The sequence below is a fragment of the Cryobacterium sp. N19 genome (genome assembly GCF_002929595.1).
Lineage (GTDB): Bacteria > Actinomycetota > Actinomycetes > Actinomycetales > Microbacteriaceae > Cryobacterium > Cryobacterium flavum.
In genome coordinates this window covers 47,021-58,341 of sequence record NZ_PJJR01000040.1, presented here as the reverse complement: position 1 = coordinate 58,341, position 11,321 = coordinate 47,021, and the positions used below count along the sequence as shown (strand labels likewise).

The window sequence follows — 11,321 nt, the reverse complement described above, 5'->3', positions numbered from 1 at the left end:
GACACCGCCGGACTTAACGTAGAAACACCAGGAAAGCCATCCCTCCGGGGATGGCTTTCCTGCGTTAACAGGCCACCCACGCGGGTGCCCTGTTTTCGTTTGGCAAGACGAAAGGCCACGCACAGTGTGCGTGGCCTTTCGATATTCAACAGCTAGCGGCGGCGGAGGCCGTCCAGGGCCACGGCGAGCACGTCGTCGGCGAGGTGCGCGGCATCCTCGGGGCCTTCTGCGCGGTACCACTCGGCAATAGAGTTGACCATGCCGAAGAGCAGACGCGTAACGACTCGCGGGTCGATGTCGCTGCGAAGCGAGCCCTCGTCGCGGGCCTCGACGACGAGCGTTGAGACGGCACGGTCAAAAGCGCGGCGGCGGGTCAGCGCATCGCGCTCGACCTCGGTGTTGCCGCGCACCCGCAGGAGCAGCGTCACGTAGGGCAGCCGATCGGCGAGCACGAGCACGGCGCCGCGGAGCACGTAGGCCAGGCGGTCGATGGCGCTGCCGGTCACGGCGCCGGACTCGCGCAGAACGCCCTCGAGACCGTTGAGGGCCTCGTCGAGGGCGAGCTGCAGAACTTCATCTTTGGAGGAGAAGTGGTGGTAGATGGCCGCCTTCGAGAGGGACAGGCGGGTTGCGAGCACCCCCATTGAGGTGGCGTCGTAGCCAAATTCATTGAATGCGGTGACGGCGATCGCCAGGATGGCGCGTTGGTCGTAGCCGGGGCGCCCGCGTTTGGGGGTGTGTACGTCAGACATAGGTCTTGAGTCTCTCACGCAGGCGTGCCAGCTACGACCGATTAGCGCAGGTCGTAGACGCGCTTGTGCTTTCCGGTGCTGCGCTCCAGGGTGCCCGGTTCGACGATGAGCACGTTGACGCTCGAGCCGATCCTGTCCTTGATGAGGGCGATCAGCAGGGCGCGAGCGACAGCCGAGGCGGCATCGTCGGCGTGCTCGTGCCGCTCGATGCGCACGGTGAGCTCGTCCATGCGCGACGGCCGGGTCAGCTCGAGCACAAAATGCGGGGAGAGGTGCTCGATGCCGAGCACGATCTCTTCGATCTGGGTCGGGAACAGGTTGACCCCACGCAGAATGATCATGTCGTCGTTGCGGCCGGTGATTTTCTCCATGCGGCGCATGCCGGGCCGGGCGGTGCCGGGAAGCAGGCGGGTCAGGTCGCGGGTGCGGTAGCGGATGACCGGAAAGGCCTCCTTGGTGAGCGACGTGAAGACGAGCTCACCGGTTTCGCCGTCCGGGAGCGCAACGCCGGTGTCGCCGTTGATGATCTCCGGCAGAAAGTGGTCTTCCCAGAGGTGCGGGCCATCCTTCGACTCGATGCATTCGTTGCCGACGCCCGGCCCCATGACCTCGCTGAGGCCATAGATGTCGAGTGCGTCAAAATCGAGACGGTCCTCGAGCTCGAGACGCATCTGGTTGGTCCACGGCTCCGCACCGAGCACCCCGGCCTTGAGGCTTGAGCGTCGGGGGTCGAGGCCGGCTGCGACCATGGCATCGGTGATGGTCAGCAGGTAACTCGGCGTTGACAAAATCACGTCGGGCTCGAAGTCGGTGATCATCTGCACCTGCTTGTTGGTCTGGCCACCCGACATGGGGATGGCACAGGCACCGAGTGCTTCAATGCCGGCGTGGGCGCCGAGTCCGCCGGTGAACAGCCCGTAGCCATAGGCGTTGTGTACCTTCATGCCGGGCCGCACTCCGGATGCGCGCAGGCTGCGGGCCACCAGACCAGACCACATGGCGAGGTCGTTCTTGGTGTAGCCGACCACCGTGGGCAACCCGGTGGTACCCGACGACGTGTGAATGCGCGCAACCTGGTCCATCGGCACCGCGAACATGCCGAACGGATACGAGACGCGCAGGTCTTCCTTGGTCGTGAACGGCAGCAACGCCACGTCTTCGAGGGTACGAACGTCATCGGGGTGCACGCCGGCAGCATCAAATTTGCGCGTATACAGAGGTACGTTCGCGTAGGCGTGCCGCACGGTGCGCTGCAGGCGGGTGAGCTGCAGCGCGCGAATCTCGTCGCGGTCCAGGCGCTCGGCCGCGTCGAGTTCTACGAGAGCCGGTGCGTGCAGACGGGTCTTGGTCAGCGTTGACATGATGCCTTCCGGAAGGGTTAGAGGTGGTTGCGGGCAGGGACGGGCAGGTTGGTGGTGCGGCTGCGGCCGCGAAATTCGGCCACGGTGACGTCGTCGCCGATCGCGTCTCCGTTGACAGCCACGCGCACGTCGTAGATGCCGCTCCGACCGCTCTTCACGCGCAGCAGCGCGGTCGCGGTGAGATTCTGGCCGCTCGTGGTGGGCTTCAGAAACGTGATGTCGGCGCCGGCGGCAAGGGTGACGTGGTGCGAATCGTTGCAGGCGATGGCGAAGGCCGTGTCGGCGAGGGCGAACACGAAACCGCCGTGGGTCACATCGAAACCGTTGAGCATGTCGTCGCGTACGACCATCGAGACGACGGAATGACCCGGCTCATTGCGGTGCACGATCATGCCGAGAGAAGCGGATGCCCGGTCGCGCTGCATCATGGCCTCACTACCTACGGGCAGTGCTTCCGTCATTCGGTTCTCCTCGTTGAGTTGCCGTGCAGGTCGGGGGTTGCCCGACCGATAATGTGACTATATACTAACTAAACGATCGGTTGGTAATAGATTGCCGATCCGTGCGCAAAATTCCCGACGTGCATCACCTTAGCGTCGCCAGCTTGTGCACGATTACGATCCGACCACGACCACCGCAGTCAACGCAGACCAGGAGCCGATGATGACAAGCACCATCACGCCCGATACGAGCGCACCCGTCGCTATCAGCGTCGAAGAACAGCAGTTCAACGATCTGATCGAAGCCGATTCGCGCATTGAGCCGCGCGACTGGATGCCCGAGGGCTACCGCAAGTCGCTCGTACGACAGATCTCGCAGCACGCGCACTCCGAGATCATCGGTATGCAGCCCGAGTCGAACTGGATCACGCGCGCCCCAAGCCTCAAGCGCAAGGCCATCCTCATGGCCAAGGTGCAGGACGAAGCCGGTCACGGCCTCTACCTCTATTCCGCCGCGCAAACCCTGGGCGCTACCCGCGACGACATGACGGATGCCCTCATCGCCGGCAAGGCTCGCTACTCGAGCATCTTCAACTATCCGACCCCGAGCTGGGCCGACATGGGCTCGATCGGCTGGCTCGTCGACGGCGCAGCCATCTGCAACCAGGTGCCGCTCTGCCGCGCCTCCTACGGCCCGTACGGCCGCGCGATGGTGCGTATCTGCAAGGAAGAATCCTTTCACCAGCGCCAGGGTTTCGAGATTCTGCTCGAGCTCATGCAGGGCACCGAGGAGCAGCGCCAGATGGCGCAGGACTCGGTCAACCGCTGGTACTGGCCCGCACTCATGATGTTCGGACCGCCCGACGACGACTCGCCCAACTCGGCGCAGTCGATGGCCTGGAAGATCAAGCGCCACTCCAACGACGAGCTGCGTCAGCGTTTCGTGAATATGCTCGTTCCGCAGGCAGCGGTGCTCGGCGTCACCCTGCCCGACCCCGACCTGCACTTCAACGAAGAAACCCAGCAGTGGGACCTCGGCGAGATTGACTGGACCGAGTTCCACGAGGTGCTCGCCGGTCGCGGTCCCAACAATGCCCAGCGCTTGCAGCGTCGCCGTGACGCCCACGACGAGGGTGCCTGGGTGCGCGAAGCCGCGGCCGCTTATGCCCACAAACAGTCCGCACGAACCGAAGAAATGGCAGCCAAATGACGACTCCCGGCGATTCCGCAGCAGAAATCTGGCCCCTCTGGGAGGTCTTCGTGCGTTCCAACCGTGGCCTGAGCCACGTTCACGTCGGGTCCCTACACGCCCCAGACGAGACCCTCGCCGTGCGTAACGCCCGCGACCTGTACACCCGCCGCAGTGAGGGCGTCTCGGTCTGGGTCGTACCCGCCGCCGCCATCACCACGAGTGACCCCGACGCCAAGGGCGCCTTCTTCGAATCGCCCGCTGGCAAGAACTACCGCCACGCGAGCTACTACTCCAAGAGTGAGGGAGTGAAGCACCTGTGAGCGAAATTAAAGCGGATGCCCCCGCCAACGACCACGAAGATGCCCACGGCCACGTCGCGGTCGACGTCACCACGCTCGACGCCGAGCTTATCGAGGGTCCGTCTCAGGCAACCGTCGACATTGCCGAATACGCGCTCTGGCTCGGGGACGACTCGCTCGTTCTGGCCCAGCAGCTCGGCGCCTGGATCTCCCGTGCCCCAGAGCTCGAAGAAGACGTCGCCCTCGGCAACGTGGCCCTCGACCTGATCGGCCACGCCCGGTCGCTGCTGCACTATGCCGGAACCGCCACGGACCGCAGCGAAGACGACCTCGCCTACTGGCGCACCGAGCCTGATTTTCGCTCGCTGCACATCGTCGAACAGCCCAACGGCGACTTCGCACACACCATCGCGCGCCAGTTCATCGTGTCCCACTACCTGTTCGAGTTGTACAGCCGGCTGCGGGCATCCGCTGATGCGACCCTCGCCGCGATCGCCGCCAAAGCGGTGAAAGAGGTCGACTACCACCGTGACCACTCGACCCAGTGGGTGCTGCGTCTCGCGCAGGGTACCGACGAGTCGCGTCGCCGTATGATCACCGCGCTAAGTGACCTGTGGCCCTACGTCGAGGAGATTTTTCGCGACGACACGCTCATCGACCGCCTCGAAGGCATCGCGGTGCGCCCGTCGAGCCTGCGTCCGGCGTTCGACGCGGCCATCGCGCCGGTGCTCGCCGAGGCCGAACTCGAAATTCCGCGCGGTTTCGTTGCTTCCGGCGGCGGCCGCACGGGCAACCACTCCGAACACCTCGCCTTTCTCCTCGCCGAAATGCAGGTGCTCACCCGCGCCCACCCCGGAGCGTCCTGGTGACCACGCAGGTGCACGAGATCGTCGCCCGTCCGCGCCCCGCCGACGCGGCATCCCTCGCGGCCTGGACGATCGCCGCCCAGGTCGTCGACCCCGAGATTCCGGTGCTCACCATCGAAGACCTCGGTGTGCTGCGCTCCGTGAACGTGACCAGCGATGCCGTCGCCGTCACGCTGACGCCGACCTATAGCGGATGCCCCGCCATGGACGCCATGCGCGACGACGTTCTCGGGGTACTCACCGCCGCCGGCTACCAGAACGTGTCGGTGCGGCTCGTGCTGAGCCCGGCGTGGACCACCGACTGGATGAGCGAGATCGGCAAGGCCAAACTCCGCGAATACGGTATCGCCGCCCCCACCGGGCATGCAACTGTGCGCGGCTCAGGGCCGGCCGGCCCGATCAGTCTGAAAATGGCTGTGAAATGCCCGCGCTGCTCCTCGCTCAACACCCGCGAGCTCGCGCACTTCGGTTCCACCTCCTGCAAGTCCCTCTACGAATGCCGAGACTGCCTCGAGCCGTTCGACTACTTCAAGGTGCTCTAATGGCTGCAACACGTCTCGAATCCACCAACCAGGGCGCCACGACCCTGGCACCGGTCAAGCACCGCGCACGCTTCCATACCCTGACAGTGGCCGAAGTACGCCCGCTCACCGCCGACAGCGTCGAGGTCACCTTCACCGTTCCGCCCAAACTGCAGGGCGCGTTCGACTACCTGCCCGGCCAGCACCTCGCCCTGCGCGCCACAATCGAAGGCCAGGAACTGCGCCGCAGCTACTCGATCTGCCGGCCCGCGGCGAGCCACGGGGGCCAGATCAGCGTCGCCATCAAGCGCGACCTCGGCGGTGCCTTCTCCACCTGGGCCAACAGCGAACTGCACCCCGGCGACGAGATCGACGTGATGAGCCCGCAGGGCAACTTCACCTCGACCCTGCACAACCTTGATCACAAGCACGTGGTTGGCGTAGCTGCCGGCTCGGGTATCACCCCGCTCATGGCGCTCGCGCACACCGTGCTCGCCGCGTCCGAGACGTCGACGTTCACCCTCGTCTATACCAACCGCACCGCCCTCGACGTGATGTTCCTCGACGAACTGGCCGAGCTCAAGGACCGCTACCCGGCCCGTCTCGCGCTGTACCACGTGCTGTCGCGTGAGCAGCGGTCGTCGTCGCTGCTCTCCGGCCGCATCGACGAAGAGAAGTTTCGGCGCATGCTCGACACCATTCTGCGTCCGGCGACGGTCGATGAGTGGTTCCTGTGCGGTCCGTTCGAACTCGTGCAGCTCTGCCGTGACACCCTCGAGAGCACCGGAGTAGAGCGGTCGCACGTGCGGTTCGAGCTGTTCACCACCGGTGAGCCCTCGGCCGCGAGCGGCGACCGCGGCCGGCCCGTCATCATCGGCCAGGGCGACAAGACCTTCCAGATCGAATTCACCCTCGACGGCCAGAGCAACACGGTGACCACTCCGATCAACGCGAACGAGAGCATCCTGAACGCTGCCCTGCGGGTACGCCCCGATGTTCCGTTCGCTTGCGCCGGCGGCGTCTGCGGAACCTGCCGCGCCAAGCTGGTCAGCGGCGATGTCACGATGACCGAGAACTACGCGCTCGAGCCCGAAGAGCTCGCTCGCGGTTACGTGCTCACCTGCCAGTCGCACCCGACCACCGACACCGTCGTCGTCGACTACGACGTCTAGCTTCAACCCCTCAGAAAGCGGATGTACGTGATTGAGCTCTCGATAGACAACAACGTCGCCCACGTGGTGCTGAACGCGCCCGACAAACTCAACGCCCTCGATGAGGCCGCGATCGTCGAACTCGACGCGGCCTACCAGGAAGCCGAGCGAGTCGGCGTGCGTGCGCTGGTGCTGAGTGGCGAGGGTCGGGCCTTCTGCGCCGGCCGCGACATTTCGGCCGTCGATCCGCGCACCGATGACGTGCTCGGGTATCTCGGCGACCTCGTCACCCCGCTGCTTCAGCGCATGAGCCGGTTTCCGGCTCCCACCTTCGCGGCGGCGCACGGCGCCTGCCTCGGCGTGGGGCTCGGCCTGCTCATCGCCACCGACGTGGTCTACGTCGCCGACACCGCCAAGATCGGCTCGCCGTTCGCGAACCTCGGCGCCACGCTCGACTCCGGCGGACACGCCCTGTTCGTGGAACGTCTCGGTGCTCACCGCACCCTCGACCTGATCTACAGCGGCCGCCTCATGTCCGGGGCCGAGGCCGTCGCCGGCGGACTGTTCAGCCAGGTTTTCGCGGCCGCGGAACTGACCGAGGCGACCGTGCAGGCGGCGACACGCGCGGCATCCGGTGCCACCCAGGCTTTTCTCGCGAGCAAAGCGCTCGTGCAGTCACTGCGTGACGAACGCCTCGGGCTGTGGCAGAGCATGAGCGCCGAGACCGCAGCCCAGGCCGCGCTGTGCGCTACCGGCGACTACCGCGAGGGTTTCGCCGCCTTCCAGGAGAAGCGCAAGCCCGCTTTCACCGGTCGCGCCTGACCTGTCCCGGAGTTGATCGCGGTCCCCGAAAGAGTGCGGTCGAATTGGGGCTGGCACCCGAATCTCCTGAATAAGCCACCACTGTGGGACTGTGGAATGCATCGCCGTGCAGTTGATAAAACACACCTAGGTCGACCGGCTACTCTGGAGGAGACCGGAGAGGGGCCTCAATGCACACACGCTGGGCCCGCTTCGCGCGCGGCTGGATCGTCGCCGTGTTCTCGACCTTTGTCGCTGCCCTCTCGCACACGCTCGGCGGCGCCGCGGCGCCCGGCCTTCTGGCCGTCGTCGTGTCGCTCGCCTTTGCCGGCATGGTCTGCGTCGCCCTCGCGGGCCGCACCCTGTCCTTCTGGCGAGGCGCAGCATCCGTTTTGATCAGCCAATTCATCTTTCACGGGCTATTCTCGCTCGGAGCGCCGGGTGGGGCACTCGGCGCCGGGGCCGGTGCCGCACCCGGCACGCACCAGCACGCGGCGCCGCCCGAGCTGATCGACCCGATGGTTCTCGGCTCGACCACGCCCATGGCCCACGATTCCACGGCCATGTGGGGCGCTCACTTCGGTGCCGCGATCGTGACGATTCTGGCCCTGCGGTACGCGGAACGCGCGTTCTGGGGCCTGGTCGAGAACGTGCGTCTGGGCATCCGCACGCTGTTCGTTCCGGCCCACCTGGTGGTGCCGGTCGAGGCCCCGCAGCGCATTCGTCACGATGCGCCGGTATTGTCACCGCGCGATTTGGTTCTGGTGTTGTCGGCGATGCGGCATCGTGGTCCGCCTGCCTGCGCGCTCGCAGCCTGAACCGCAACCCGACCAGTTCGCCCATCGCACCGAACGAGTAGCAGAGGCTTCGCCCTGCACCATTCGAGTAGCGCCGGGCACCCACGTTTAAGGACAATCATGACGTTCACCACCCCCAAATCTACCGCCGCGGCCGCTCGCACTCTCTTCGCGGCCGCCGTTATTGCTCTGGCTCTCGGCTGGGGCGCGGCCCCGGCGTCGGCCCACAACGACGAGATTGGTTCCTCACCCGAGGCCGGCTCGGTCGTGACCGAGCAGCCCGGTGAATTCTCCGTCACCACAAGCGATCTGCTCCTGGATCTCGGCGGAACCGGAGCGGGAAGCGCCATGGTCGTAACCGGCCCGGCCGACGCGCCGCTTTTCTATGGCGACGGGTGCGCCATAGTCTCTGGCGCCACAGTCGCGACCGCCGCGCAGCTCGGCGCTGCCGGGCAATACACGGTGATTTGGCAGACGGTTTCCATCGACGGCCACCCCATCTCCGATGAGTTCACCTTCGACTGGCAGCCCGCCGCCGACCAGGTACTCGCCGACGGGGTCGCCACGGCTCCAACCTGCGGCACGACAGCGGATGCCGCCACACCGGATTCCGCCACATCGCCGCCCGCAGACCTCGGCGCGACCAGTTCCGGCTCCGAAAGCTCGGTCTCGACGTTCGTCTGGATCGGCGGAACCCTGGCGGCTGTGCTCCTGGCCGCCGCCGCGACCCTGCTGCTCCTGCGCCGCAAGCCCCGCCCCTAACCGCCCCCACCCAACTCGGAGGGGGAGAGGCGCGCGGGGGAACGTGTCAGGGGGCCCGGGTAAAGTTGGGCAGGTGAGTTGGAATGCTGAGCTGCCCTGGAACCCTGACGACGTCGAACCACCTCGCGACTTTGACGCACCGAGTGACTTCGACGCCCCCGACGACTTCGATGCGCCGCCGCCCAAAGCTGACCGCCAGTTCGGCGAGCGGCAGCCGGCCTACTCGGGCGCGGCATCCGCTTCGCAGAGACCCTGCAGTCAGCAGCTGACTGCCGCTCGCGCCACCGCACCGATTCGCGCCGCCACCCGCAAGTTCGCCACCGCGGCCGAGGCCCTGCACACCGTGTTCGGCTATGACTCGTTCCGTGGTGATCAGGCCGAGATCATTGCTCAGGTCGTCGACGGCAAAGACGCCGTCGTGCTCATGCCCACCGGCGGCGGCAAGAGCCTGTGCTACCAGATTCCAGCGCTGGTTCGGCCAGGCACCGGCATCGTCGTGTCGCCGCTGATTGCCCTCATGCAAGACCAAGTGGATGCGCTCACCGCTGTGGGCGTGCGCGCTGAGTTCCTCAACTCCAGCCAGGACTCGCAGACCCGCGGCCAGGTGGAGCGCGACTACCTGAACGGCGACCTCGATCTGCTCTACGTCGCCCCCGAGCGGCTCTCCAATGAGGGCACCAAGCGGCTGCTCGAGCGTGGAACCATCGCCCTGTTCGCCATCGACGAAGCCCACTGTGTGTCGCAGTGGGGTCATGACTTTCGTCCGGACTACCTGGCCCTGGGCGAGCTGGCCGACCGCTGGCCCGACGTGCCGCGCATCGCGCTCACCGCCACCGCAACGGATGCCACCCACCAGGAGATCACCACCCGCCTGCAGATGGGCGACGCTAAACATTTTGTGGCGAGCTTCGACCGGCCCAATATTCAGTACCGCATCGTCGGCAAAGCTGAGGTGCGCAAGCAGCTGCTCTCTTTCCTGAAAACCGAGCACCCGGGCGACTCCGGGATCGTCTACGCGCTCAGCCGCAAGACCGTCGATGCGACCGCCGAGTTTTTGCGTCAGAACGGGGTCAACGCTCTGCCGTACCACGCCGGCCTCGACGCGGGACTTCGCGCTCGCACCCAGTCCCGGTTCCTGCGCGAGGAGGGCGTTGTCATTGTCGCGACCATCGCCTTCGGCATGGGAATTGACAAGCCCGACGTGCGCTTCGTCGCCCATATCGACCTGCCCAAATCGGTCGAGGGTTACTATCAGGAGACCGGTCGGGCCGGCCGCGACGGTGCCCCGGCCACCGCCTGGCTCGCCTACGGCCTGCAAGACGTGGTGCAGCAGCGCCGCATGATCGACGAGTCGCCGGGCGACCTCGGCCATCGGCGAAAGTTGTCCGCCCACCTCGACGCCATGCTCGCCCTGTGCGAGACGGTGCACTGTCGCCGGGTCAACCTGCTGCGCTATTTCGGCCAGACCAGCGAACCCTGCGGCAACTGTGACACGTGCCTAGAGCCACCCGAGGCCTGGGACGGCACGATCCCGGCCCAAAAGCTGCTCTCCACCATCGTGCGGCTGCACCGCGAACGCAACCAGAAGTTCGGTGCTGGCCACCTTATCGACATCCTCCGCGGCAAGGAAACACCGCGCGCCACCCAGTACCGGCACACCGAACTGAGCACCTGGGGACTGGGAGCCGACCTCAGCGACCAGGCCTGGCGCGGCGTCGTGCGCCAGATGCTGGCCCAGGGCCTGCTCGCCACGTCCGGCGAATACGGCACCCTCATACTGACGGATGCCGCGGCCCAGGTTCTCGGCGGAGGCCGCACGGTGCAGTTGCGCCGCGAACCAGACCGGCCGGCGCGCTCGAGTGCCGCCCGCCGGCCGAGCGCGGCAAAGGTTGCGGCCGCCGACCTCAGTACCGCGCAGGAAAGCCTGTTCGAGGCTCTGCGGGCCTGGCGCTCGGCGGAGTCGAAGGAGCAGGGCGTTCCCGCCTACATCGTTTTCGGCGACGCGACCCTCATCGCCGTCGCCGCGGCCAGCCCCACGACCCTCGCGGCGCTCGACGGCATCACCGGCATTGGCGCGAAGAAGCTCGAGGCCTACGGCGAAGCCCTGCTCGAGGTCGTCGCCGCCTCCGCCTGATCCCCGCCTCGCCGACCCGTGAGTTTCGACCCCAAAAAGACGGGCAAACGCATTGATACTCACGGGGCGGCGGCGACTCCAGCAGTGTAGGGGCGTCAGTGGGCCGAGGTCTTGTGGAGGAACGCTGGTTCAAACGGCCCTAAGTTGTAGTGAACCTACAAAACCGATGCCGCGCGCGGCATACATCGTTGTCGCCCCCGTACCGCGCATTTCGCGACTGTACCCACGCGGCCCTAGCGTTGCGA

At 66.3% G+C, this 11,321-nt stretch carries 12 protein-coding genes; 9 read left to right on the top strand and 3 right to left on the bottom strand.

What is annotated here, in order from left to right; all coding sequences use genetic code 11:
- Window positions 1–152 precede the first annotated feature (152 nt).
- Genes CXY78_RS02050 through CXY78_RS02040 form a run of 3 tightly spaced genes read right to left on the bottom strand, consistent with a single transcriptional unit; the run spans window position 153 to window position 2,574 of the window.
- A complete protein-coding gene (locus tag CXY78_RS02050; protein ID WP_092341982.1) occupies window positions 153–752 on the bottom strand; it encodes a TetR/AcrR family transcriptional regulator in 600 nt (199 codons plus the stop codon).
- Between the two features lie 41 nt (window positions 753–793).
- Window positions 794–2,113, bottom strand: coding sequence for a phenylacetate--CoA ligase PaaK (gene paaK / locus CXY78_RS02045; protein ID WP_104087809.1), 1,320 nt, complete (start codon window positions 2,111–2,113; stop codon window positions 794–796).
- A gap of 17 nt (window positions 2,114–2,130) precedes the next feature.
- Window positions 2,131–2,574: a hotdog fold thioesterase gene (locus tag CXY78_RS02040; RefSeq protein ID WP_092341980.1), complete on the bottom strand. Its 444-nt coding sequence runs from the start codon at window positions 2,572–2,574 to the stop codon at window positions 2,131–2,133.
- Between the two features lie 199 nt (window positions 2,575–2,773).
- Here CXY78_RS02040 and paaA point away from each other — a divergent pair, with 199 nt between their 5' ends.
- From paaA to recQ, 9 genes are all read left to right on the top strand, one after another.
- Entirely contained in the window at window positions 2,774–3,763 is a 990-nt protein-coding gene (paaA, locus tag CXY78_RS02035; protein ID WP_174774960.1) for a 1,2-phenylacetyl-CoA epoxidase subunit PaaA, read from the top strand.
- Entirely contained in the window at window positions 3,760–4,065 is a 306-nt protein-coding gene (paaB, locus tag CXY78_RS02030; protein ID WP_092106867.1) for a 1,2-phenylacetyl-CoA epoxidase subunit PaaB, read from the top strand. The genes paaA and paaB overlap by 4 nt, the downstream gene beginning before the upstream one ends.
- A gap of 5 nt (window positions 4,066–4,070) precedes the next feature.
- Entirely contained in the window at window positions 4,071–4,913 is an 843-nt protein-coding gene (gene paaC, locus CXY78_RS02025) for a 1,2-phenylacetyl-CoA epoxidase subunit PaaC (RefSeq protein WP_104087821.1), read from the top strand.
- 17 nt (window positions 4,914–4,930) lie between these two features.
- On the top strand, window positions 4,931–5,452 hold the full coding sequence (paaD, locus tag CXY78_RS02020; RefSeq protein ID WP_233197191.1) for a 1,2-phenylacetyl-CoA epoxidase subunit PaaD: 522 nt from the start codon (window positions 4,931–4,933) through the stop codon (window positions 5,450–5,452).
- On the top strand, window positions 5,452–6,603 hold the full coding sequence (paaE, locus tag CXY78_RS02015; protein ID WP_092341978.1) for a 1,2-phenylacetyl-CoA epoxidase subunit PaaE: 1,152 nt from the start codon (window positions 5,452–5,454) through the stop codon (window positions 6,601–6,603). Before paaD ends, paaE begins: the two co-directional genes overlap by 1 nt.
- 27 nt (window positions 6,604–6,630) lie before the next feature.
- The gene (locus tag CXY78_RS02010) at window positions 6,631–7,404 is read left to right on the top strand and encodes an enoyl-CoA hydratase/isomerase family protein (protein ID WP_104087819.1); all 774 of its coding nucleotides are present in this window, start codon (window positions 6,631–6,633) and stop codon (window positions 7,402–7,404) included.
- 170 nt (window positions 7,405–7,574) lie between these two features.
- The gene (locus CXY78_RS02005; RefSeq protein WP_092341977.1) at window positions 7,575–8,201 is read left to right on the top strand and encodes a hypothetical protein; all 627 of its coding nucleotides are present in this window, start codon (window positions 7,575–7,577) and stop codon (window positions 8,199–8,201) included.
- A 99-nt stretch (window positions 8,202–8,300) separates the two neighbouring features.
- Window positions 8,301–8,942 carry a copper resistance CopC family protein gene (locus CXY78_RS02000; RefSeq protein WP_104087806.1) on the top strand — a complete coding sequence of 214 codons (642 nt, stop codon included), beginning with the start codon at window positions 8,301–8,303 and terminating at the stop codon, window positions 8,940–8,942.
- 73 nt (window positions 8,943–9,015) lie between these two features.
- Entirely contained in the window at window positions 9,016–11,076 is a 2,061-nt protein-coding gene (recQ, locus tag CXY78_RS01995; protein WP_369827222.1) for a DNA helicase RecQ, read from the top strand.
- The last annotated feature ends 245 nt before the right edge of the window (window positions 11,077–11,321 follow it).